The organism is Micromonospora sp. NPDC049151 (genome assembly GCF_040648395.1).
Classification (GTDB): Bacteria; Actinomycetota; Actinomycetes; order Mycobacteriales; family Micromonosporaceae; genus Micromonospora.
Genome location: NZ_JBEZDP010000016.1, coordinates 1 through 21,369, shown reverse-complemented (window position 1 = coordinate 21,369; position 21,369 = coordinate 1). Strand labels below are relative to the sequence as shown.

The 21,369-nt window shown below is 74.5% G+C and carries 22 protein-coding genes; 11 read left to right on the top strand and 11 right to left on the bottom strand.

Annotated features, from left to right (window positions below; all coding sequences use genetic code 11):
- Positions 1 to 18 precede the first annotated feature (18 nt).
- Complete coding sequence (locus AB0B20_RS19180) at positions 19 to 378, top strand: ADP-ribosylation/crystallin J1 (protein WP_357472083.1); 360 nt, start codon at positions 19 to 21, stop codon at positions 376 to 378.
- A 49-nt stretch (positions 379 to 427) separates the two neighbouring features.
- On the opposite strand, the gene AB0B20_RS19175 is transcribed toward AB0B20_RS19180, so the two are convergent.
- Positions 428 to 1,165 carry a VOC family protein gene (locus AB0B20_RS19175; protein ID WP_357390503.1) on the bottom strand — a complete coding sequence of 246 codons (738 nt, stop codon included), beginning with the start codon at positions 1,163 to 1,165 and terminating at the stop codon, positions 428 to 430.
- A gap of 144 nt (positions 1,166 to 1,309) precedes the next feature.
- On the opposite strand from AB0B20_RS19175, the gene AB0B20_RS19170 reads away from it, so the two are divergent.
- Complete coding sequence (locus AB0B20_RS19170; protein ID WP_357390501.1) at positions 1,310 to 1,735, top strand: hypothetical protein; 426 nt, start codon at positions 1,310 to 1,312, stop codon at positions 1,733 to 1,735.
- A gap of 90 nt (positions 1,736 to 1,825) precedes the next feature.
- On the opposite strand, the gene AB0B20_RS19165 is transcribed toward AB0B20_RS19170, so the two are convergent.
- Positions 1,826 to 2,542: a hypothetical protein gene (locus AB0B20_RS19165; RefSeq protein ID WP_357472079.1), complete on the bottom strand. Its 717-nt coding sequence runs from the start codon at positions 2,540 to 2,542 to the stop codon at positions 1,826 to 1,828.
- Between the two features lie 253 nt (positions 2,543 to 2,795).
- On the opposite strand from AB0B20_RS19165, the gene AB0B20_RS19160 reads away from it, so the two are divergent.
- Genes AB0B20_RS19160 through AB0B20_RS19150 form a run of 3 tightly spaced genes read left to right on the top strand, consistent with a single transcriptional unit; the run spans position 2,796 to position 3,941 of the window.
- Positions 2,796 to 3,128 (top strand): metalloregulator ArsR/SmtB family transcription factor, encoded by a 333-nt coding sequence (locus tag AB0B20_RS19160; protein WP_357390497.1) that lies wholly within the window; start codon positions 2,796 to 2,798, stop codon positions 3,126 to 3,128.
- Positions 3,125 to 3,601 carry an SRPBCC domain-containing protein gene (locus AB0B20_RS19155; RefSeq protein ID WP_357390495.1) on the top strand — a complete coding sequence of 159 codons (477 nt, stop codon included), beginning with the start codon at positions 3,125 to 3,127 and terminating at the stop codon, positions 3,599 to 3,601. The genes AB0B20_RS19160 and AB0B20_RS19155 overlap by 4 nt, the downstream gene beginning before the upstream one ends.
- Positions 3,579 to 3,941 carry a nuclear transport factor 2 family protein gene (locus tag AB0B20_RS19150; protein WP_357390493.1) on the top strand — a complete coding sequence of 121 codons (363 nt, stop codon included), beginning with the start codon at positions 3,579 to 3,581 and terminating at the stop codon, positions 3,939 to 3,941. Before AB0B20_RS19155 ends, AB0B20_RS19150 begins: the two co-directional genes overlap by 23 nt.
- On the opposite strand, the gene ftrA is transcribed toward AB0B20_RS19150, so the two are convergent.
- The gene (gene ftrA / locus AB0B20_RS19145; protein ID WP_357472076.1) at positions 3,914 to 4,903 is read right to left on the bottom strand and encodes a transcriptional regulator FtrA; all 990 of its coding nucleotides are present in this window, start codon (positions 4,901 to 4,903) and stop codon (positions 3,914 to 3,916) included. The genes AB0B20_RS19150 and ftrA overlap by 28 nt on opposite strands.
- A gap of 62 nt (positions 4,904 to 4,965) precedes the next feature.
- Between ftrA and AB0B20_RS19140 the strand changes: the two genes are divergently transcribed.
- Together AB0B20_RS19140 and AB0B20_RS19135 are read left to right on the top strand one after the other, a co-directional pair.
- Complete coding sequence (locus AB0B20_RS19140) at positions 4,966 to 5,430, top strand: rhodanese-like domain-containing protein (RefSeq protein ID WP_357472073.1); 465 nt, start codon at positions 4,966 to 4,968, stop codon at positions 5,428 to 5,430.
- Between the two features lie 54 nt (positions 5,431 to 5,484).
- The gene (locus AB0B20_RS19135) at positions 5,485 to 6,063 is read left to right on the top strand and encodes a dihydrofolate reductase family protein (RefSeq protein ID WP_357472070.1); all 579 of its coding nucleotides are present in this window, start codon (positions 5,485 to 5,487) and stop codon (positions 6,061 to 6,063) included.
- Here the strand turns inward: AB0B20_RS19135 and AB0B20_RS19130 are convergent.
- A complete protein-coding gene (locus AB0B20_RS19130; protein ID WP_357390485.1) occupies positions 6,045 to 6,755 on the bottom strand; it encodes a helix-turn-helix domain-containing protein in 711 nt (236 codons plus the stop codon). The two genes, AB0B20_RS19135 and AB0B20_RS19130, sit on opposite strands and share 19 nt — an antisense overlap.
- A 21-nt stretch (positions 6,756 to 6,776) precedes the next feature.
- Entirely contained in the window at positions 6,777 to 7,652 is an 876-nt protein-coding gene (locus AB0B20_RS19125; RefSeq protein ID WP_357472067.1) for a sulfotransferase domain-containing protein, read from the bottom strand.
- Between the two features lie 241 nt (positions 7,653 to 7,893).
- Between AB0B20_RS19125 and AB0B20_RS19120 the strand changes: the two genes are divergently transcribed.
- On the top strand, positions 7,894 to 11,166 hold the full coding sequence (locus tag AB0B20_RS19120; RefSeq protein ID WP_357472064.1) for a hypothetical protein: 3,273 nt from the start codon (positions 7,894 to 7,896) through the stop codon (positions 11,164 to 11,166).
- Positions 11,167 to 11,169: 3 nt separating this feature from the next.
- Here AB0B20_RS19120 and AB0B20_RS19115 read toward each other — a convergent pair whose 3' ends face one another.
- Together AB0B20_RS19115 and AB0B20_RS19110 are read right to left on the bottom strand one after the other, a co-directional pair.
- A complete protein-coding gene (locus AB0B20_RS19115) occupies positions 11,170 to 12,159 on the bottom strand; it encodes a BtrH N-terminal domain-containing protein (RefSeq protein WP_357472061.1) in 990 nt (329 codons plus the stop codon).
- Positions 12,156 to 13,145, bottom strand: a complete 990-nt coding sequence (locus tag AB0B20_RS19110) for a DUF3800 domain-containing protein (RefSeq protein WP_357472058.1) — start codon at positions 13,143 to 13,145, stop codon at positions 12,156 to 12,158. The genes AB0B20_RS19115 and AB0B20_RS19110 overlap by 4 nt, the downstream gene beginning before the upstream one ends.
- A 168-nt stretch (positions 13,146 to 13,313) precedes the next feature.
- On the opposite strand from AB0B20_RS19110, the gene AB0B20_RS19105 reads away from it, so the two are divergent.
- Positions 13,314 to 14,255 (top strand): ATP-binding cassette domain-containing protein, encoded by a 942-nt coding sequence (locus tag AB0B20_RS19105; RefSeq protein WP_357472055.1) that lies wholly within the window; start codon positions 13,314 to 13,316, stop codon positions 14,253 to 14,255.
- Complete coding sequence (locus tag AB0B20_RS19100) at positions 14,252 to 14,998, top strand: ABC transporter permease (RefSeq protein ID WP_357390471.1); 747 nt, start codon at positions 14,252 to 14,254, stop codon at positions 14,996 to 14,998. The genes AB0B20_RS19105 and AB0B20_RS19100 overlap by 4 nt, the downstream gene beginning before the upstream one ends.
- On the opposite strand, the gene AB0B20_RS19095 is transcribed toward AB0B20_RS19100, so the two are convergent.
- Genes AB0B20_RS19095 through AB0B20_RS19080 form a run of 4 tightly spaced genes read right to left on the bottom strand, consistent with a single transcriptional unit; the run spans position 14,982 to position 20,014 of the window.
- Positions 14,982 to 18,122 carry a BTAD domain-containing putative transcriptional regulator gene (locus AB0B20_RS19095; protein ID WP_357390469.1) on the bottom strand — a complete coding sequence of 1,047 codons (3,141 nt, stop codon included), beginning with the start codon at positions 18,120 to 18,122 and terminating at the stop codon, positions 14,982 to 14,984. The genes AB0B20_RS19100 and AB0B20_RS19095 overlap by 17 nt on opposite strands.
- A 52-nt stretch (positions 18,123 to 18,174) precedes the next feature.
- Complete coding sequence (locus AB0B20_RS19090) at positions 18,175 to 18,861, bottom strand: hypothetical protein (protein ID WP_357390467.1); 687 nt, start codon at positions 18,859 to 18,861, stop codon at positions 18,175 to 18,177.
- Positions 18,858 to 19,679: an ATP-binding cassette domain-containing protein gene (locus tag AB0B20_RS19085; RefSeq protein ID WP_357390465.1), complete on the bottom strand. Its 822-nt coding sequence runs from the start codon at positions 19,677 to 19,679 to the stop codon at positions 18,858 to 18,860. The genes AB0B20_RS19090 and AB0B20_RS19085 overlap by 4 nt, the downstream gene beginning before the upstream one ends.
- Positions 19,676 to 20,014 (bottom strand): PadR family transcriptional regulator, encoded by a 339-nt coding sequence (locus AB0B20_RS19080; RefSeq protein WP_357390463.1) that lies wholly within the window; start codon positions 20,012 to 20,014, stop codon positions 19,676 to 19,678. The genes AB0B20_RS19085 and AB0B20_RS19080 overlap by 4 nt, the downstream gene beginning before the upstream one ends.
- A gap of 348 nt (positions 20,015 to 20,362) precedes the next feature.
- On the opposite strand from AB0B20_RS19080, the gene AB0B20_RS19075 reads away from it, so the two are divergent.
- Positions 20,363 to 21,160 (top strand): hypothetical protein, encoded by a 798-nt coding sequence (locus AB0B20_RS19075; RefSeq protein ID WP_357390461.1) that lies wholly within the window; start codon positions 20,363 to 20,365, stop codon positions 21,158 to 21,160.
- Positions 21,161 to 21,369: the final 209 nt, after the last annotated feature.

Genomic DNA, 21,369 nt, shown 5'->3' with positions numbered 1-21,369 from the left:
AGCAGAAGGGGGTACGCGATGACGGAGACGACGACGATGTGGCGGCCGACCGGCCCACGGGAACTCGACCTCGTCCGCGCCTCCGGCTGGCGGGCCTGGCCGCCTCGGCTGCCGGACCAGCCGATCTTCTATCCGGTGCTCAACGAGCAGTACGCCGTGATGATCGCCCGGGACTGGAACGTGGCGGCCTCCGGCGTCGGCTACGTGACGCGCTTCCACGTCGACAGCGCGTTCGCCGCCCGCTACCCGGTGCGGCAGGCCGGCGGCCGGGACATCCTGGAGCTGTGGGTGCCGGCCGAGGAACTGGACGAGTTCAACCGGCACATCGTCGGGCCGATCGAGGTGGTGCACGAGTTCCGGCCGGAGCAGACGGCCTGACCGGCGCCCGGGCGGGCTGTCGCACCCGCCCGCCCGGTGCCGTGGCCGGTCAGCCCGGGGTGAGCACGCAGAACTCGTTGCCCTCCGGGTCGACGAGCACCCGCCAGTGGGGGTCGGCCCCGCCCAGGTCCGCGTCGCTGGCGCCGAGCGACCGCAGGCGCGCGGTCTCGGCGTCCAGGTCGTCCGACGGGTACGGGCGGACATCGAGGTGGACGCGGTTCCATCCGGTCTTCGCGTCGGCGGTGCGGACGAACCGCAGGTACGGTCCGACGCCCTTCGCCGAGCGCAGCACCGCCTCCCGGTCGGTGACCTCGTGCACCGTCCAGTCGGTGGCCCGGCCCCAGAAGCCGGCCATGGCTCGCGGGTCGGCGCAGTCGACCACCACCGCGCCGATCGGCCCGGTGCCGGCGTACCGCGCGTCCGGCTCCCGTACGCAGAACTCGTTGCCCTCCGGGTCGGCCAGGACCGTCCACGGCACGTCACCCTGGCCCACGTCGGCGGGGGTGGCGCCGAGGGCGGTCAGGCGCGCGACCAGCTGGGCGTGGTGCGCGGCCGAGGTGGTCGCGAGGTCGACGTGGACACGGTTCTTCGCCGTCTTGGGCTCGGTGGAGACGACGAGGTCGACGTAGAGGACGCGGGGGTCCGGGTACGTGAGGCCCTCGGGTTCGAGGTTCGTCACGCCGGGGGCCTCGCTGGACGTCTCCCAGCCGAGCACCTTCGCCCAGAAGCCGCCGAGCGCCACCTCGTCGTGGGCCTTCATGTTGATCTGTACGAGCCGGGTCGCCATGGCGGCGATGGTAGGTGCCGCGCCCGGTCGCCGTGGTCCCGGCAGGTGATCAGGAATCGAGAAGCGCCCGGTCAGCGCCACGCCATAGCGTTGTCGTCAGGCGGTCGGCGCCACGCGGACCGCGAGCCACGAGGGGGAACCGAGATGTCCGACGGATTCAGCGCCGAGGAGCGCGCCGCGATGAAGGAGCGCGCCGCCGAGCTGCGTGCCGAGGGGAAGAAGGGCGCCAAGAAGGCCGACGACCTTCAGGCGGTGCTCGACCGCATCGCGCAGATGGCGCCGGAGGACCGCGAGCTGGCCGAGCGCGTGCACATGACGATCACGTCCGCCGCGCCGGAGCTGTCCCCGAAGACCTGGTACGGCATGCCCGCGTACGCGAACGCCGCCGGCAAGATCGTCGTGTTCTTCCAGGACGCGGGGAAGTTCAAGTACCGCTATTCGACAGTGGGCTTCCAGGAGGCGGCGAACCTCGACGACGGCGACATGTGGCCGGCGTCGTTCGCGCTGCTGCGGTGGAGCCCGGAGGTGGAGAAGAGGCTGACCGAGCTGGTGCGGGCCGCCGTGTCCTGATCGCGCCGGGCTGCTGCTCGCCGCCGCGCCCTGGCTGCTGTCCGGCGGCGTCGCGTACCCGCTCGTACGCCGGGTGGCACGCCGCCGTCGCTAGCGCTGCCAGGAGTCGAGGCCGCGAAACGCGGACCGGGCGATGTCGTCGGCCAGGCCGGGGTCGGCGCTGGTGCCCTCCCAGCCCTGGTCGTGCACGACAGTGACCGCGTCGGCGACCCGGATGACGACGATCTGGCTGGTGGCCCGGCCCTTGGCCAGGCTGCCGTCCGGGCCGGTCGCCGGCCGGCTCACGGTGACCAGCAGGGCCTCGTCCCCGGCCCCCGCCATCGGCCGGGACGTGACTGTGACGCTGCCGCCCGCGGCCGGGAACGACAGGCAGTCCGCCACCGCTCCCCGGACCCGGCGCAGGTAGTCGGCCGCGCCGGTGCCCTCGAAGGCGAAGACGGTCTGGTGCAGCGTGCCGTAGGGGACGTTCTCCGGCGGATCCTTGGGCTGCTTGTAGGTGCTCATCATCGCGGCGCTCGCGGTGACCGACCGCCCGCCGCTGCGGAACTCCTTGTCGCACAGCTCGGGCAGCGCGTCGGCGACCTCGGTCGGCTGCGCGGGGGTCTTGCGCAGCTCCGGCGGCAGGTCGGCGAACGCGGACGTCGGGATCGTCACGGACCCGCCGCGCGGCTGTGACGCCGACGGTGTGGCGGACGTCGGGCCCGCGGCCGGCGTCGAGGTCGTGCTCGCGCCGCCGCCGTCGTTCCCGCCGCCGTCGCCGCAGGCGCCGGCGAGCAGCGTGGCGACGAGCAGGGGTACGCCAAGCATCCGCCTCCGGCGACTCGGTGTCCTCACGTCGACCTCCGTCCCGTGCCCCGTCCCGACGACGTTCCCGATGCGGCGTCACCCGAAACAGCATCGCCACTCCCCCAACGCCCGGCCCCGCTGCCGGGTTCCGGCAGGTCGGCAGGTGTTCGGCGGGCCGGTGCGGCGGTCGGTGGAACGTCACGGGTGCCACCGGCCCCGTTGCTTCCCGCAAATGGGTGTTTGCGCAAAGGAGTGTTTGCGATAGCGTTCGGGTATGCGCTCAGAACCGGACCTCGACCTCGCCTTCGCCGCTCTCGGCGACCCGGTCCGCCGGGCCCTGGTGACCCGTCTCGCCCGGGGTGAGGCCACAGTGGGCGAGCTGGCCCAGCCGTTCGACCTGACGCCGCAGGCCATCTCCCATCACGTCGGCGTGCTGCGCCGCTGCGGCCTGGTCGAGCAGCGACGGGAGGGCACGCGGCGGCCGTGCCGGCTGCGCGTCGACCGGCTCACCCGGCTCGGCTCGTGGATCGACGAGCAGCGCCGCGCCTGGGACGACCGTCTCGACGCGCTGGAGACGCACCTCTCCGGCCCGGAGGCGGCCCGGTGAGAGCCCGTACCGAACGGCACGGCGACGAGCTGATCGCCCGCCGCCACCTGCCCGCCGTGCCGGACCGGGTGTGGGAGGCGTTCACCTCGCCGGCCGGCATCGCGGCGTTCTGGGGCGGCTCGCACGCCACTGTGCCGGCGGCGTCGGTGGTCGTCGACCTGCGACCGGGCGGGGAGTTCGCGCTGGACACGCACGCGCCGGACGGCCGGACCGGACGGCTGCGGTTCGTCTACGTGAGCGTCGACAGGCCGCGCGAGCTGGTGTTCGACGAGCCGGTCACCGGCCTGCGCACCACAGTCACGCTGCGGCCCGCCGGGTACGGCACCGATCTCACCGTGCACCAGCGCGAACTCCCGCCCGAGTTGCGCACCGACCAGGCGGCCGACGGGCTCGCCTCGATCCTCGACGCCCTCGCCGCCCACCTCGCGCCCCACGACGAAGGAGACAGCAGTGACCCGAGCAAGCCAGCGTGACCTGGTCGCCGAATACTTCGACGGCTTCCGGGCGAGCGACCACGAGCGGATCCTCGCCACGCTCACCGAGGACGTGGAGTGGGTCATCCACGGCCACCGCACCACCCGGGGCCGGGCGGAGTTCGACGGCGAGATCGAGAACCCGGCGTTCAGCGGCAGCCCGCGCCTCGACGTCGAGCGCGTGCACGAGGACGGGCCGGTCGTCGTGGTCACCGGCGAGGGCCGGGGCGTCAGCGTCGAGCACGGGCCGTTCCGGTTCGCCTTCAACGACCTGTTCACGTTCCGGGACGGGCTCATCGCCCGCGTCGACTCCTACGTCGTCCCGCTGCCCGGGGCGTGAGCGCCGGACGTCCTGGTGAAGGTCCGGCGGTACGCAGACGGCGAGGTCCGCATCGCGGCGGCGAAGTGGTGCCGGAACGTCACCGCCGTCTCGAACCCCACAGTCGCGGCGACCTCCTCGATCGGCGCGTTTGTCGTCTCCAGCAGCGGCAGGCTGGCCTGGACGCGCCGCTCGACGAGCCACCGGATCGGGGTGGTGCCGGTGGCCCGCGCGAAGTGCCGCAGGTAGGTGCGGGACGACATGTGCGCCCGCCGCGCCAGCCGCTCCACGGTGATCGGGGTGTTCAGGTTCGCCAGTGCCCAGGACATGCTCGCGGCGAGCCGGTCGTCATCCGGGTCGCCGGGCACCGGCGCCTCGATGAACTGCGCCTGGCCGCCCTCGCGGTGCGGCGGTACGACAAGCCGGCGGGCGACCGCGTTGGCGATGGTCGGGCCGTGGTCGCGGCGCACCAGGTGGACGCAGAGGTCGAGACCGGCAGCGCTGCCCGCGCTGGTGAGGATGTCCCCGTCGTCGACGTAGAGCACGTCCGGATCGACGCGTACCGCCGGGTGCCGCCGGGCGAGCAGGTCGGCGTACCGCCAGTGGGTGGTGGCCCGCCGGCCGTCGAGCAGGCCCGCGCCGGCCAGGGCGAACGCGCCCGAGCAGATCGACACGATCCGGGCGCCGCGCCGGTGGGCCGCCCGGAGCGCGCCGGTGAGGGCTGGCGACGGGTCGGCGTGCACGTCGGCGACGCCCGGCACGATCAGCGTGCCGGCGGCGGCGAACGCGTCGAGGCCGTGGCCGCTGTGCAGGGTGGCGCCGCCGACCAGCCGTACCGCGCCGGGGTCCTCCGCGCAGACGGTCAGCTCGTACCAGGGCACGTCGAACTCCGGGCGGGGCAGGCCGAAGACCTCGGTGACGATGCCGGTCTCGAACACCGACATGCCCTCGTACGCGAGCACCGACACGGTGGCGCGGTTCATGGCGGGATCTTAGCGGGCGGTGTCGCTCGCGCCACTGGAGCGGCCGGTCGGCGGCCACCACGATGAGTGCCATGTCGAACGTCCTGCGCATTCCCCCGGCCCGCCCCGCCGACGCCCTCGCCCACTTCACGGCCCGGCTCGCCTTCGAGGCCGACGTGAGCGACGTGCACGCCGACCTGGAGGCGGGCGTCCCCGGCCTGGTCGTGGTCGACTCGCGCGCCCTTCCGGCGTGGCGGCAGGGGCACATCCCCGGCGCGGTGCACCTGCCCACCGCGGAGATCGCCGGCCGGGCCGGCGAGCTGGTCCCGCCGGACGCCACAGTGGTCACCTACTGCTGGGGGCCGGGCTGCGACGGCGCCACCCGCGCGGCGATGGAGTTCGCCCGGCTCGGCCGTCCGGTCAAGGAGATGATCGGCGGGTACGAGTACTGGGTGCGGGAGGGCTTCCCGGTACGCACCGAGGCGGGGCTCGTGCGGCGGCCCGCCGACGCCCTCACCGCCCCGGCCGGCGCGTCGTGCGGCTGCTGAAGCGTGTCGGTTCCGTACAAGACGGCAGGTGGCGGCCGTTCCTAGCATTGCCGCATGCGTGATCTCGTCTACACCGGATTCATGTCGCTCGACGGCGTCGTGGACTCCCCGGGCGGCGGCCCGGGCGAGGACCACCGCAGCGGCGGCTGGGTCGTCAAGGACATCGAGTTCCTGCCGGAGGCGTTCTCGCTCAAGGGCGAGGAGCTGGCGCAGACCACGGCGCTGATGTTCGGGCGACGCAGCTACGAGGCGTTCGCGCCGACCTGGCGCGACTCCGACGACCACGCCGCCTACCGGGACCTGCCGAAGTACGTGGTGTCGTCAAGCCTGCCCGAGGACGCGCTGATCGACGGCTGGGGACCGCTGACGATCCTGCGCGGCACCGCCGACGTGGCCGCGCTCAAGCAGGGCGACGGCGGCGACATCTTCATCCACGGCAGCGCCGAACTCGCCCGCCGTCTCGCCGAGGCGGACCTGATCGACAGGTACCACCTGCTCGTCTTCCCGGTGCTGCTCGGCGCCGGCAAGGGCCTGTTCAGCCAGGCGGACCGGGACCGGCAGACGCTGCGGCTGAGCGACTCGGCCACCTACCCCAACGGCGTCGTCAAGCTGATCTACGACGTGACCCGCTGAGCCGGGTCCAGCGCGATCGCCCCACCGGCGCCCGCGCGCAGCTCACCGGCCGTCCGTCCGACGTACCGGCGCAGCGCGCGGGCCAGGTGCGGTTCGTCCACGTACCCGAAGGTGGTGACCGCGTCGGCGGGTGGGCCACCGGCGGCCAGCAGCACGGCGGCCCGGCGCGCGCGGTCGATCTGCCGCACCGCGCCCCGGGTCAGCCCGGTCGCCGCCCGGAACCGGCGTTCGAGGGTACGCGGTGACGCCGGTGGACGGCCGCCGCGCAGCGTCTCGGTGACCAGCGGGTCGCGGACCACCACACCGGCGCGGACCAGCCGTGCCACGAGCGCCTCGGCGTCGTCCGGGCCGGGCGTTGCCCACCGGCCGCCGTCGAGCCGGAACGTCCGGCGACTCACGTCGGGCAACTCGGCGCCGCCGTCCACCAGCTCGGGCGTGGGTACGGTCCGTAGCGAGGTGCCCACCGCGAAGTCGATGCCGACGAAGGTGGCGCCCTCGGGCACCGGCGCGGTGCCGGTAGCGGTCTCGGGGCCGGAGACGGCCGCGTAGGAGCGACCGTCACGCTGCCAGAACACGAGCCCCCAGCACGGGGTCGCCACCGAGGTCATCTCGTCGACCCGATCGCTGGCGCAGGTCCACACGGTGTCGATCCAGGCCGAGTCGGACGCCCGCGTGGTGAACCGCAGCTCCACGGCAGGAGCATACGGCGCCGGTCAGCGGGCGGGGGTCTCGTCCCGGGCGGGGTAGCCGAGGATCTCCGCGAGGTCACCGGCCGCCTTCGTGTACGCGGCGTAGATGTCGTCGTCGAAGTGGTTGCGCCAGTCGCCGGACGCGCCCTTGCGGTAGTGGGAGATCCGCCCCGGGGTCTCCTTGGACTTCTTCATCTTGCTGAAGCTGTAGCGGGCCAGCAGCGCCTCCAGCTCCGGGCGCGGCAGCGTGATCCCGCAGTGCCGCATGAGCTGGTCGACCTCGTCGGCCTGCCGTTCGCCGGTCAGGTCCTCGTAGCGGAACAGCCGGAACGTCTCGGCGGCCGGCGCGACCGCCCAGGACCGCATCTGCCCGAACTGCTTCTTGTCGCGCAGCCGGTCGATGACGTAGAGCATGCCCTCCTTCTTCGGCAGTTCCTGGAGGGCCTTGCGCGCCTGCGGGATGTCGCCCATCGGGGCGTGCGAGTTGCGCAGCGAGAAGTAGCTGGACACGACCACGTCGCGGGGATCGCGGATCACGAAGAACGCGCGGTAGCCGCCGGCCTTGGGCACCGCCTCGAACCGCTTGTGGGAGAGGAAGATCGCCAGGCCGATGCGGCCGGCCGGCACCGGCGCGGTGGCCCCGCCGGCGTAGAAGCGCGGGTCGTACGGCAGCAGCCCGCAGTGGCGGTAGACGGCCGGGTCGCTGAACAACGCCTTGATCCACTGGCTGCCGGTCTTGCGGACGGTGCAGTGGAAGATGTTGGCGAATTCGCTGCGTTCCACCACCGGCACGGTGAGTCGCATGCGGGCGTTGCGCGCTTCCATCTGTGCCCGCCGGGCCGCGACGCGCATGGAATTCGGCGAATTGTGCTTGGCGAATTCGACGGCCCGTTTAATCATTGTCCAACCTCATCCGGACCCCGGCAGGGCAGGGGCAGCACGACAGCTTTGCGCACGTCACGCAGGTGAAATCCGCAGACTCCGCCTGCTCGCCCGCGCCCCGACGCGCCGCTAGGAATATCCCCGACGGTCCTTTTGATGTCAATCCCGGCCACCTGGGAGAACGCTGAAAATCTACAATTTCCATAGGAATTGCGGAATGGGGTGACGGGGCACCCGCGCGCACCCGCCCACCGGCACAATGGGCGCCGTGCTCAAGGCCACCCGCGCTCTGCTGACGTCACTCGATCCGCTGTCCCACCGCGACCGGACGCGACGCCTCGTGGCGTGGGCACGCACCGCGCCCGACCGTGCGCAGGTCTGCGCCGACCTGCGCCGGCAGGGCCCCTACGAGCGGCGTCTCGCGCTGCTCGCCGCGCTGGCCACCCAGGACACCGAGGCTGTCCTGGGTGCGATGCACGACCCGGAGCCCTCGATCGGCGCCACCGCGCTCAACGCGGCAGTGCGGGCCGGCGTGACACCCGTCGACCTGACCGACCGGCCGGCGAACGCGCGGCGCCGGGTCTACCGGGGGCTGCGCCGCCGCCCGGCGCCGGCCGTCGCCGACGCGCTGATCACCGGGGTACGCGAACGCTTCGGGGACCAGGAGGCGGCCGCGCTGCTGCCCGCCTGCGGCCCGGAGACGGTACGGGCGCTGCTGCCCGACCTGGAACACGCGCTGAACCCGGAACGGCTGATGCGGTGGCACAGCGACATCGTGCTGGCGCGCACCGCTGAACGGCTGGCCGCGGCCCCGCCGGAGTCGCGCGGGCGGATCTGGACCGAGGTCGCCGGCGCGGTGCTGCGCGGCGATCCCGGCCGGGCGCTGGACCTGCTCGACGGATACGCGCCGGAGTACTCGCTGCCCGGCGCGCTCGTCGCGTACGGGCGGCTCGCCGCACACGACGCCCGTCGGGTCGTACGCCTGCTCACCTCGCCCGGCCGCGCGGCCTGGCTGGCCGGCACCGCGCTGCCCCGGGCGCTGCTGGGCCGCTTCGCCGCGCTGCCCACCGGCGAGCTGATCCCGCTGGCCGCCCGGCTGCGCGAGCACGACCGGGCGTTCGCCGCGTTGCTGCGCGCCGTCGCGCCGAGCCGCCGCGCCGACCTGTACGACGGCGCGCTGGCGGACACCGACACCACGGCACTGCGGCCCGGCGGCGAGGTGATGGAGGCGCTGCCGGCACCGGTGCGGGCACGCGAGGCGGCGCGGGTGCTGGCCCTGCCGTCGGTCCGCGAGCGAGAGGAGCAGGTGCGGTTCTGGAGCGCGTACCTGCCGTGGCCGCAGGCGTCCGCGTCGGCGAGCGCGGCGCTGCGCTCGGGCGACGCGGACGAACGGGCGGACGGCTGGCGGCTGCTGGTGGCGGCCGCGCGCCGTTCCCGCGACCCGCGGACGGTGGCCCAGGTGGTGGTCCGCCTCGGCCGGCTGCGCAACGAGCAGGAACCGGTACGCGCCGCCGCGCTCACCGCCCTGGCCACCGTGACGCCGCTGCTCACCGCGATGAACGCGGGCGGGCTGACCGGGCTCACCACCGACGCGGTCGACGCACGGGACACCTCGGCGACCACCACGACGGCGTTGAGCCGGCTCGCCGTCGACGTCCTCACGCTTCACGTGGACGTGCCGGAGCTTGCCGAGTGGGCGCTTCTCACCATCGACAAGGTGAGCAGCGACGCGAACGTGCCGGTGCTGCGCCGGCTCGACACGGTGCTGCGCCACGGCCAGGAGCAGGTGGTGTTCGACCGGCTGCGCGGCCGGATCGAGGACGGCATGGCGCGCGGCCGCTACGGCCTGCTGTTCGCGCTCACCGAAGCGCTCGGCCGGCGGGCCTGGCGGCTGCCCGAGCTACAGGACCTGCTGCGCCGGGCGATCGGGCCGGACACCCTGCCCCCGGTGGCCCGTGCGGCGGCCGGGTTCTGGCTCGCCGACCCGCGTACCCGCTCGCGGCGCGTCGCCGAGGTGCTCGCCGTGGACGCGTCGGCGGTGGCGCTGCACGAGGTGTGGACGATCGTCTGCGCGTCCCGCACCGACCTGCTCGACCGGGTGCTGGACCGCCCTCCGCGCGGCCGGTTCGTGGAACGCGGCCTGCGGTGGGTGCCCGACACCGCGCCGTACGCCCAGCGCTGGCTCCCCCGCCAGCAGGAGCGCTTCGTGGCGCTTCAGGCCCGCGTCGTCGCCGACTCCGGGCAACGGGTCTGGCGGCGGGCGGCGGCGATCCGGGCCGCCGCCGGGGCCGGTCCGGCCGGACGCGAGCTGGTGCTGCGCCACGTCGACGCGTCCGAGGTGCCGGTCGCCGAGGCGGCGCTCGGCGCGCTGGTCCGGACCGACCGGCCGGACGAGGCGTTCCCGGTGCTGCTGCGGTACGCCGACGGCGACCGGGCACGCGTCGCGCTGTACGCGGCCGGACGGGCCGCCCGGTACGTCCCGCCGGCTCGCCTGGCCGAGCTGCTGGGCGGGGTGCTCACCGGCGCCGCGAAGGTCACCAGCCGCAAGGAGGCCGCCCGGCTCCTGGCCCGCTACGCCCACACCGGCGTGATGGCGACGCTCGGCGAGGCGTACGCCGATCCGGACACGCACCGCGACGTGCGGGCGGCGATCGTCTCCGCCGCCCGGCAGCGGCTGGGGTCCGAGGCGACCTGGGCGGTGCTGCGGGCGGCGGTGCACGCCAGCCGCGAGGAGCGGCGGGCGGTGCTCGGCGCGTTCCCGTCCGGCATCTCGGAGCGCCACCGCCGCGCCTACGCCGACCTGATCGCGGCGGCGTGCCGGGCCGACGACCGGGAGGTCCGCAGCGCCGCGTTCGGCGTGCTCGGCGGGTGGTGGCCGTGGCTGACCGGCGTCACCGACCTGGTCGTGGATCGACTCACCGACCCGGACGAGACGACGCCGAGCATCGGGGTGGCGAACCTGCTGCGGGCCGGCGGCGACGCGGCGTTCCGGGCCGCGCTGACCCGCCTGGTGGAGCGGGACGCGGCCGACGACGACCCGGGCGGCCCGGTGACCGACCGGCCGGCCCGGCGGCGCGTCGAGTCGCTCGCGGAGGGCGCGGCCCTGTGGTCCGCCAGCCGACCCGCCGGCGCCGACCGGGCCGGGCTGGTCGAGGCGGCGCGGTGGCTCGCCGGCCAGGACTCCTTCCTGGGTACGGCCACGAGGCTACTCGTCGGCCTCGGCCGCCTCGACGGCCTGGACGAGGTCGCCGCGCTCTGCGCGGGCCGCCCGCTGGTCGCGGTGCGCACCGCCGAGCGCGTGGGCGCGCGCCTGCTCGACCTGCGGCAGCGGCTGGAACCGGCGGTCCTGGCCGACACCGTCGTCCACCTCGCCGGGCGCGGCGACCTGGCCGGCGGGCTGTTCGCGGTGGCGCTCGTCGGGCACGGCTCGGAGTTCGGCTGGAAGACGCCGTGGCGGGACCTACTGACCGGGTTGCGCCGTCACCCGGACGCCGACGTGCGGGAGGCCGCGTACACGCTCGACATGAGCTGACGCCTACCCGGCGTCGAGCGCGGCCAGCACCGTCATCGCCTCGCGCTCGCGGACGGCCAGGTCGGCGAGGACCGCCGACGCGCGGGTCAGGTGGACGGCGTCGCCGGTGCGCCCGGCGGTGGCGATGTGGTCGGCGACGGCGGTCCACAGCGGCGCGATGTCGGCGTACATCAGCTGTGCCCGCCGCAGGCGGGTGTCGCCGGTGACGGTGGCGGCCTCGGCGAGGAAGTCCCGGTACAGGGCGCGGAACAACGAACCGCCGGTGCCGCCGCGTTCCATCAGCGTCGCGGCCAGCGGCAGGTCGCGTGCCGGATCGGCGGCGCGGGCCAGCCAGCGGGGCACCCGGGCGGCGGCGGTGGCGATCCCCCGGTGGCCGAGGTTGGCGATCGGCGGGTGGAGGAACGCCTCGGCGTTGGCCCGTACCGCCGCGCGGACGGCGGCGTCCAGGTCCGGCGGGCCGCCGGGAGCGGTGAGCGTGTACGACAGGTGGCGCGCGGTCATCGGCCCCCGCGCGGCGCGGGCCCGGGCGAGGCTGCCCAGCGTGGTGGTCACCACGCCGCCCTGCTGGGCGGTGTCGACCAGGTGGGCGTGGGTGTCGTCGTAGCCGTACATCGCGACCGTGTGCCCGCCGAAGTGGACCTTCGTGGTGAAGTAGTCGAGGTGGTACGAGTCCAGTTGCAGGCCGACCGGCTGCCCGGCGTCCAGCGCGTCGGTGACGTCGCGCCACGCCCTGACCGCCGACGTCGTCTCCCGTACGCGCAGGTCCAGGCCGAGGCGGCCGGCGGCGGCCCGGGTCACGCACAGCGGCTTCGTGCGCCCGCCGAGGAACGGCACGTCCATGCCCTTGGCGTCCCAGTAGACGAAGCCGAGCCCTTCGCCGAGGCCGAACAGCATCGGCTCGGAGAGGTCGAGACCTGCGTGCCGGGTCAGCACGCCGAGCGTGGTGGTCTCGCAGTGCACTCCGGCGCGCGGCGTGACGTCGTCGAGGATCACGTGGGCTCCTGTTCCGGGGACAGCAGCGGGCGCAGCGGCCCGTCGGCGGGCATCCGGCGGGCCACCCCGGCGAGCAGGTCGGCGGACTGCACGCGCGGGTCGTCGCGCGAGTCGGTCATCACCAGCCCGGCCAGCGGCGACGGGCCGGCCGGGACGCCCGCTGCCAGTGCCGCCTGGAGACGGCGCAGCCGGTCCTCGGTGAGCGCGCTCTGCTCGTCGTGGATCACCAGCACCCGCCGCCGCCCGGCGCTCCAGTGCAGGACTGTCTCGGCCAGCGCCGGCAGCAACGGTTCCAGCGGTGGCGGGATCGTCCGGTCGCCCGCGTACAGCCGGGCCCGCACAGCTGCCACCCGGGCCGGGTCGAGCGCGTCGAGGACCGCGCCGGCCTGCGCGTCACCGACGTGGCGCCGCAGCGCGTCCCGGGCGGCGAAGAACCGCTCGACGCTCCGGTCGTCCGCGCGGTCCCGCCGCTTGGTGCGCAGCATCTCGACGACGGCGGCGAGGAAGGCCGCCCAGCCGGGCCCGGCCGCCCGCCCGGCCCGGTGCAGCGCCGCAGCGGCCGGACGCCGGTCACCGGCGAGGCGGGTGCCCGCCGTGTACGACGGCTCGGCCAGCAGCAGGTCGACGACCCGGGTGGCGAGGAAGAACTCCTTGTCGACCAGGTGCACGTACGCCCGGCCGCGCAGCGCCGACAGGAACCACCGCACCGCCTCGGCGGCTTCGCGGCGGCGCAGGAACTGCCGCGACTTGACCTCGTCGGGCGAGAACCGGAACCCGGACCGCAGCCCACTGATCAGCTCGGCCGCCTCGTCGCGGCTCAGGTCGACGCCGGCGTGGACGATCACCGGGGTGGCCGGGTCGAGCAGGTTGGTGCCGGAGAAACCGGACTCGTCGCAGGCGATCTCCACCACCGGCCCGGTCACCGCGCCGGACGGCGGCAGCCCGCCCTGAAGCGGCAACCTGGTGGTGGACGTTTCCCCGGCCATGCCGCCATGCTCGCCGACCCGGCCCGTCCGGACCACCGGGTTTGCCGGGACCGGCCGGCACGTCTCCCGATCCACGGCGGGACCGTACGCCGCCCCACCGACAAGCTGACAGCGGCCGTGTCAGCGCCGTGTCAGGGCGGTGGCGGTACGGCCGCCCATGGTGGTCGCATGACGAGTTCAGCGATAGCGGTCTCCGGGCTGCGTAAGGCGTACAAGGACAAGGTGGTGCTCGACGGCGTCGACCTGGACGTCCCGGCCGGCACGATCTTCTGCCTGCTCGGCCCGAACGGGGCCGGCAAGACGACTGCCGTCAACATCCTGACCACCCTGATCCGCGCCGACGCCGGGTCGGTGCGGGTCGCCGGGCACGACGTGGTCACCGAGGCCAGGGCGGTCCGCGCGGCGATCGGGGTCACCGGGCAGTTCGCGGCGGTGGACGAACTGCTCACCGGTCGGGAGAACCTGCAACTGATGGTCGACCTCGGCCCGCGCAACCGGGTGACCGGCAAACGGGTCGTCGCCGAGTTGCTGGAACGGTTCGACCTGGTCGAGGCCGCCGGGAAGCTGGTGTCGACGTACTCCGGGGGCATGCGCCGCAAGCTGGACCTGGCGATGACGCTGGTCGGCGAGCCGCGGATCATCTTCCTGGACGAGCCGACGACGGGGCTGGACCCGCGCAGCCGCCGCACCATGTGGTCGATCATCAGGGAGCTGGTCGCAGGTGGCGTGACGGTCTTCCTCACCACCCAGTACCTGGACGAGGCCGACCGCCTCGCCGACCGGATCGCGGTGCTCGACCAGGGCCGGCTGGTCGCCCAGGGCACGCCGGAGGAGCTGAAGCGCCGGATCCCCGGCACGCACGTGCGGTTGCGGTTCGGCAGCGTCGCCGAACTCGACGCGGCGGCGCTGGTGCTGCCCGAGGCGGTACGCGACGAGGAGGCGCTGGCGCTGCGCGTGCCCACCGACGGCGGGACCACGGCGCTGCGCGCCCTGCTCGACCGGCTCGACGCGCACGCGATCAGCGCCGACGACCTGTCCGTGCAGACCCCCGACCTCGACGACGTCTTCCTGGCCCTGACCGGCCGCACCCCGGAGGTGGCGGCCAAATGAGCAGGAACCACTCGGTCGTCATGCTGCGCCGCAACCTGACGCACCTGCGCCGCAACCCGACCTCGGTGTTCAACGCGGTGCTGATGCCGATCATCGTGATGCTGATGTTCGTGTACATGCTCGGCGACGCGTTCTCCGTCGGCGTCGACTACGTCGACTACGCGACGCCGGGCCTGATGCTGATGGCGGTCTGCTACGGCCTGGGCGGCACCGCGACGTCGGTGAACTCCGACATGACAAAGGGCATCATCAACCGGTTCAAGGTCATGCACGTCTCCCGGGGCGCGGTGCTGACCGGCCACGTCGTCGCCACCGTGCTGACGAACGTCCTCGCGGTCGCGGCCCTGGTCGGGGTGGCGTTCCTGCTCGGCTTCCGCCCGGCCGCCGGACCGCCGCACTGGCTCGGCGTGGCCGGCGTGGTGGTGCTGCTCAGCGTCGCGGTCAGCTGGTTCACCGTCGCGCTGGGCCTGTTCGCCAGGTCGCCGGAGTCGGCGGGCATGGCCTCCGTGCCGCTGGTCCTGCTGCCGTTCTTCAGCAGCGCGATCGTGCCCGCCGACAAGATGGGGCCGGGTCTGCGGCAGATCGCCGAGTACCAGCCGTTCACGCCGATCATCGAGACGCTGCGCGGCCTGCTCGATGGCGCGCCGTCGGCCGGCGACGTGATCCCCGCGCTCGCCTGGTGCGCCGGCATCGCGGTGGTCGGCTACCTGTGGGCGCGGTCCACGTTCACGAAGCGAGCGTGACCCCGGCCAGCCGCTCCCAGCCGGTCTCCCGGCCCTGTGCGACCGCCTCGGCGAACCCCACGTCGCCGAGGCGGTCGCGCGCCGCCGCCTCGATCCGGGGCACGTCGGGGTGGGCGCGGTCGGGCTGCCCGCGTACCTCGGTGGCGGCGCCGAGCAGCCGCGCCGCCTGGCCCGGCCGGTCCAGCCGCAACGCCAGGTCCGCGACACCGACGAGCACCTGCGCGGTCAGCGGCGCGTAGCCACCCTCGCGCGCCGCCCGGCACGCCGCCGCCCGATGGGTACGCGACTGCTCGACGTCCTCGGCCAGGTAGCCCAGCAGATCCTGGGTGCCCGCCCGGACGCTCGCCAGCTCCGCCTCGTCGCCGAGCAGCGCCGACACGGCCCGCAGTCGCGCGTACGCCTCGTCCGCGTCACCGTCGTGGCGGGCCAGGTACGCCTCGGCCAGCGCCAGTTCGGCCAGCGCGCCCGGCCAGGCGACCCCCGCAGCCAGCCGTCGCGCCTCGGCCACGGCGTCGGCGCTCGCCGCCTCGTCGCCGCCCAGCCGGTACAGCCAGGCCAGCCGCGCCCGCATCCGGATCACGTCCTCGACGGCGCCGACCTCGGTGACCGCCGCGACTGCCTGCTCGTAGTGGTCGCAGGCGGCGGCGACGTCACCGCGTACGGCGATCAGCTCGGCCAGCTCGCTGAGCGCGAACGAGATCCCGAAGCGTTCGCCGACCGCCCGGAACTCGGCGAGCGCCTGCCGCAGGCACGCCTCCGCCTGCGCCGCCTCGATGCCGAGGATGACCCGCAGCTTGCCCAGGTGCAGCCGGGCCAGCGCGCGTACCCACGGATCATCGTGGTCGAGCAGCGACTCCCAGGCGGGCAGCAGCGCGTCCGGCTCCCGCAGCATGCGCTCCATCGGCACGACCAGCGCCAGCTCCGGGTGACCGCGCCGGCCCTCCCCGCTCAACCGGTAGGCCTTGTGGATCCACTCGGCCGCGTGCTGCGCGTCGCCCGGCCCGGAACTGAGGAACAACACCACGAGTCCGTACACCACGGCGCGGACGTCGTCGGGCACCTCACCCGGCGCCTCGGTGGCCGCGGCGATCAGTTCCATGCCCTCGGTGCGGTGGCCGCCGAGCCACCAGTACCAGCCGGCGCCGGCCGAGAGCCGCATCGCCTCGGGCCCCTCACCGGCCGACAGCGCGCCGCGCATCGCGGCGGTGATGTTGTCGTGCTCGGCGTCGAGCCGGGCGAGCCAGGTGAGCTGGTCGGCGCGGCGCAGCCGCGGTTCGGCGGTCTCGGCCAGTTCGGTGAAGTACGCCAGGTGCGCGCGGCGCACGGCATCCGCCTCCCCCGCCTCGGCGAGCCGCTGCGCGGCGTACTCCTTGATCGTGCCGAGCATGCGGTAACGCGGCGCGACGTCGCCGGCGGCGGCGACCAGCAGCGACTTCTCGGTCAGCGCGGTGAGCAGGTCGAGCACGTCGCCCGGCGCGACGGCGCCACCGGCGCAGACCCGCTCGGCCGCGTCCGGGCTCGCCCCGCCGGAGAACACCGCCAGCCGGCGCAGGACCGCGCGTTCGGCGTCGCTGAGCAGCTCCCAGCTCCAGTCGACCATCGCGCGCAGCGTCCGGTGCCGGGGCAGCGCGGTCCGGCTGCCGCCGGTGAGCAGCCGGAACCGGTCGTCGAGCCGGGTGGCGAGCTGGTCGACGGACATGCCGCGCAGCCGTGCCGCGGCCAGCTCGATTGCCAGCGGCATGCCGTCGAGCGCGCGGCAGATCCGCGCCATCGTCGCCGACGTGTGTTCGTCGAACGCCAGGTCGCGGCGGACGGCGGCGGCTCGGTCCCGCAGCAGACGTACGGCGGGCGACGACTCGACCTCGGCGATCGGGGCGTCGCCGCCTGGCAGGCCCAGCGGCACGACCGGCCACAACGCCTCGCCGGTGATGCCGAGCGGTTCCCGGCTGGTGGCCAGGATCCGCAGCCGGCGGCACTCGCCGAGCAGCCGGTGGGCCAGCGCCGCCGCCTGCTCGACGACGTGTTCGCAGTTGTCCAGGATCAGCAGCATGTCCCGGTCCCGGATCGCCGCGACGAGCCGGTGGACCGGTTCCGCGCTCGCCGCGTCGCCGAGCAGCGCGTCCCGCAGGCCGAGCCCGGAGATCGCCGCCTGCACGACGTCCCCGTCGGCGCTGACGGCGGCGAACTCCACAAGCCACACCCCGTCCGGCAGGTCGCCCGTCAGCCGGCGCCCGGTCTCGGTGGCCAGCCGGGTCTTCCCGGAGCCGCCCGGACCGGTGAGCGTGGTGAGCCGGTGCTCGGTGACCAGCGCACCGACCGCGGCGAGGTCGGCGTCCCGGCCGACGAAGCTGGTCAGCTCGGCGCGCAGGTTGGTGCGGCGGGTGTCCTCCCGGCGTACCGTCTCGCCGCGCAGCAGGGCGACGTGCAGCGCCGACAGCTCCGGCGACGGGTCGGCGCCCAGCGCGTCGGCGAGCGCGTCGGCGGTGCGCCGGTAGACCAGCAGCGCCTCGGTGTCCCGGCCGGCCGCGACCAGCGCGCGCATCAGCGCCATGGCGAGCCGCTCGCGTACCGGATGGGCGGCCACCAGGTCGGCCAGCTCGGGGATCAGGTCCGCCTCCCGGCCGAGTCCGATCTCCGCGTCGTACCGGTCCTCGGTGGCGGCCAGGCGCAGCCGTTCCAGCCGGGTGGCCGCCGCGTCGAGCGCCGGGCTGCCGGGCAGCCCGACGTCGCGCAGCGCGTCGCCACGCCACAGGCCCAGCGCCTCACGCAGCAGCCGTACCCGCTGTGGCCCGTCGCCGTCGCGGGCCCGGCGGACGAGGCGTTCGAATCGCACGGCGTCGACCGCGTCGGGCTCGACGACGAGGCGGTAACCGTCCGGCAGCCCGTCGACGGCGCCCGCCGCAAGCGCCTTGCGTAGCCGCGACACCAGCCGTTGCAGCGCGTTCGCGGCGTCGGCGGGCGGCTGCTCGCCCCAGATCCAGTCGACCAGCGCCGGCTTCGGGACCACCCGGCCGGGATGGAGCGCGAGGGCGGCGAGCAGCGCGCGCAGCCGTGCGCCCGGCACGTCGGCCGGGACGCAGCCGTCCACGGTGACCTGGAACGGCCCGAGCAACCCGATCTGCACTCACCGATCCTGCCACGCCGGGCGGCCCGGTCCGGTCCGCCGCCCCCACCGGTCAGGTGGCCAGGCGCAGATGCCGGCGCTGCCGCAACCGCACCGCGGCGGCCACCACGACCAGCAGCGTGAGCGCGACACCGAAGGCCAGCCCGTGGATGAGGCCGCGGGTGAGGTAGCCGCCGTCGGTGTGGTCCACTGCGTACGTGGCGATCTCCCGGCTGAACCAGAACGGCAACGCCCGGGTGGCGCTGCCCTCGGGGTTCATCACCATCTGCAGACCGACCACTGTCAGCAGCACCAGCGTGCCCTCCAGCTCGCGCGGCAGCACGGCGCTCAGCAGCAGGCCGAACGGCACCGACACGAACACGGTCAGCGCCATGATCAGGGCGATCGCACCGTACCGGACGTCGCGCTGGTCGGCCAGGACGAGCAGGAAGTACGGGGTGGAGAGCAGCACGCCGACCGTCCAGAGGGCGAGCAGCCGGCCGAGCACCAGGTGCCGGCTGCCGTAGCCGGACAGCCGCAGGCGCGGTTCGATGCCGCGCGCCGCGCTGCCCGCGAACAGCGCGGCGGTGCTGAGCGCCCAGGCCAGGCCGAGACAGACGAAGCGGATCGACTGCCCGAGAAAGTCGCCGCGGCGGCTCAGGTAGAAGGCCAGCGGCATCAGCAGCAGGATGACCAGCACGGTACGGCGGCGCAGCAGCTCGCGCAGGGCGGCCTCAGCCACCACGAGAGTCCGGCTCACGCGTCCCGCCCTCCGGTCAGGTCGAGGACGATGTCGACCCGGTCGAGCTGGTTGAGCAGGTGGGTGACGACCACGACGGCCTTGCCCGCGTCGCGCCAGCGCCACACCTCGTGCCAGAAGTCGAGGTACGTCCCCCTGTCGAAGCCCTGGTAGGGCTCGTCGAGCAGCAGCACCTCCGGCTCGCCGAGCCGGGCCAGCACCAGGTTGAGCTTCTGCCGCGTGCCGCCGGAGAGGTGCCGCGCCTGGGTGCGTCGCGGCGGCGTCCACTCCAGCCCGGCCGCCTCCGCGCGACCTGCCCGCCGGGCGGCCGTGCGGCCCAGCCCTCGGCCGGCGCCGATCAGCACGAAGTGCTCGTCGGAGCTGAGGAACTCGGCGGTGCCGCCGTCCTGCGGGCAGTAGCCGAGCGAGCCGTGCACCTCGACGGTGCCCTCGTCCGGGCTCAACAGGCCGGCGCAGATCCGCAGGAAGGTGCTCTTGCCGGCGCCGTTGGCACCGACCACCGCCGCGATCTGGCCCGCCCCGACGGTGAGGTCCACCCGGTCCAGGACGGTCCGTCCCCGGTAGCGCTTGGTGATGCCCCGGGCGGCGAGCCGCACCGGTCCGGGCCGGCGGCGCGGCGGCCGCACGTCGGGACCGCCGAGACTGTCGACGACCGCCCGGGCGTACGTCTCCGGCGCGCCGAAGACCCGCAGCGGCGACTCCCCGCTGTCGAGCAGATGGGTGGCCGCCTCGGCGACGACGTGGCCGGTCAGATCGGGCCCCACCCCGTGCCGGCGCAGCTCGCCAGTCAGGGCGGCGAGCCAGAGGTTGTGGTTCACCGCTTCGGCTCCTCCCTCAGTATCCCGCCCACGCTCGACGCGAAGGCGCTCCAGTCGGTCACGGCCTCGCGCAGGACCGCGCTGCCGGCCGGGCTGATCCGGTAGTACTTCCTCGCAGGGCCGGTCCCGCCCTCCCGCCAGTGCGCGGTGAGCAGGCCGGAGCGCTGCAACCGCAGCAGCACCGGGTAGAGGGTGCCGCCCTGCACGGCGCCCAGCCCGTGGGCCCGCAACGCCTGGGACAGTTCGTAGCCGTAGGACTCGCCCCGGCTCAGCAGCGCGAGCACGCAGAGGTCGAGCACGCCGCGCAGCCACTGCGCCCGCCGTTCCTGGTTCATCCCGCTCCGCAGTGTCCCGATGCGACGTTCACGGACGATGACGGTAGCGCCGCTATCTAGGTAGCGCAACCACCTAGCACGGGCATCTCCGGCGCGCCGATCCTGATAAGTTGCGCGATCCGCACGGGTTCGACGGGGGAATGCGCATATCCGGCACGGGGGCCGACCGGGATTCGACGACAGACGGGCAGCCGGGCGAGGAGCCTGCGTGGACGCCGCCGGACGGCGGTCCCACCGCCGGACCGCCGCCGGTCGCGGGCGCGCCGCCGCCCACGGCGGCCGTCCGGACCAGGCACGCCGACAGCGCCGTTCGGGCCGGCCACACCGGCAGCATCGTTCGGACCGGCCGTGCCGACGGCGCCGTTCGGGCAGGCGGCGCCGTTCGGGGCGTACCCGCCGGGGCCGTCGGCTCCCGGCGGCCGCAACCGCGGGCTGGTCGTCGCCGTCTCGGCGCTGAGCGTCCTGCTTCTCGTGCTCTGCTCGGGCCTGGTCGGCGGGGTCCTCCTGCTGCGGTCCACCGGGCGTCAGTCGGCCGAACGCGAGCCGGCCGAGCCGTTCGCGGACCCGTGGCGGTCACCCGGCGGCGCGACCCCCACGCCCGGGGCGACCGAGGACGCCGAGCCACCGGCGCGGGGACCGCAGCCCAGCGACTACCCGGCCGGGCAGATTTCCGACCTGAACAACGTGTGCGACGGCGTCCTCTACTACCCGCAGTCGCCGAAGCGCACCGGCGCCGCGCCGCATCCGGTGGCGCTGCTCGTCGGCACCGACCTGGGCACGGACCGCCGGCACGACCGGGTCTACTACTACGACGAGGGCCTGTCGAAGCGGGTGGAACGGACCTGGGCGTCGGAGGACCCGAAGACCGTGCAGATGGTCGCCTGCCTGGACCGCACGAGCATCGGCGCGACGATCCGCAAGTGCCGCTACGACGACCCGAAGCCGGACACGCTGACGCTGCTGAAGGCGACCTACCGCCTGCGGGTGTACGAGGTGGCGACCGGCCGGCGGCTGCTGGACAAGGCCATGGGTGGTGACGACCAGCAGTGTCCGTATGTGGTCCTGTACGGCCCGGACAAGAAGATCTACGCCGAGGTCAGCCACCGGTCGGTGCTCGCGGCGCTGCGCGGCCTGGTCAAGCGATAGGCCGCGCCCGGCCCGGATCGGACGATCACGGGCCGGGTACGCGGCGACCGGCGGTCCCGGCCGGTCAGCGGAAGGCCCCGAGCCGGGCCCGGCGTCGTCAGCGGTTGGACGGCTTCAGAGTGTGGTTTCGCCGGTGAGGCCGAAGTAGTCGTGCCATTTGGTGGAGGGGCTGAATGTGGTGCCGGTGGACAGGGCGACGTAGATGTCGT

Excerpts from the sequence above, each read along its gene's own strand:
- AB0B20_RS19125 (WP_357472067.1), bottom strand. The coding sequence starts at position 7,652 with ATGATTAAACGGGCCGTCGAATTCGCCAAGCACAATTCGCCGAATTCC.
- ftrA (WP_357472076.1), bottom strand. The coding sequence starts at position 4,903 with ATGAACCGCGCCACCGTGTCGGTGCTCGCGTACGAGGGCATGTCGGTG.
- AB0B20_RS19165 (WP_357472079.1), bottom strand. The coding sequence starts at position 2,542 with ATGCTTGGCGTACCCCTGCTCGTCGCCACGCTGCTCGCCGGCGCCTGC.
- AB0B20_RS19100 (WP_357390471.1), top strand. The coding sequence starts at position 14,252 with ATGAGCAGGAACCACTCGGTCGTCATGCTGCGCCGCAACCTGACGCAC.
- AB0B20_RS19135 (WP_357472070.1), top strand. The coding sequence starts at position 5,485 with ATGCGTGATCTCGTCTACACCGGATTCATGTCGCTCGACGGCGTCGTG.
- AB0B20_RS19170 (WP_357390501.1), top strand. The coding sequence starts at position 1,310 with ATGTCCGACGGATTCAGCGCCGAGGAGCGCGCCGCGATGAAGGAGCGC.
- AB0B20_RS19120 (WP_357472064.1), top strand. The coding sequence starts at position 7,894 with ATGGGCGCCGTGCTCAAGGCCACCCGCGCTCTGCTGACGTCACTCGAT.
- AB0B20_RS19080 (WP_357390463.1), bottom strand. The coding sequence starts at position 20,014 with ATGAACCAGGAACGGCGGGCGCAGTGGCTGCGCGGCGTGCTCGACCTC.
- AB0B20_RS19175 (WP_357390503.1), bottom strand. The coding sequence starts at position 1,165 with ATGGCGACCCGGCTCGTACAGATCAACATGAAGGCCCACGACGAGGTG.
- AB0B20_RS19180 (WP_357472083.1), top strand. The coding sequence starts at position 19 with ATGACGGAGACGACGACGATGTGGCGGCCGACCGGCCCACGGGAACTC.
- AB0B20_RS19140 (WP_357472073.1), top strand. The coding sequence starts at position 4,966 with ATGAGTGCCATGTCGAACGTCCTGCGCATTCCCCCGGCCCGCCCCGCC.
- AB0B20_RS19110 (WP_357472058.1), bottom strand. The coding sequence starts at position 13,145 with ATGGCCGGGGAAACGTCCACCACCAGGTTGCCGCTTCAGGGCGGGCTG.
- AB0B20_RS19160 (WP_357390497.1), top strand. The coding sequence starts at position 2,796 with ATGCGCTCAGAACCGGACCTCGACCTCGCCTTCGCCGCTCTCGGCGAC.
- AB0B20_RS19105 (WP_357472055.1), top strand. The coding sequence starts at position 13,314 with ATGACGAGTTCAGCGATAGCGGTCTCCGGGCTGCGTAAGGCGTACAAG.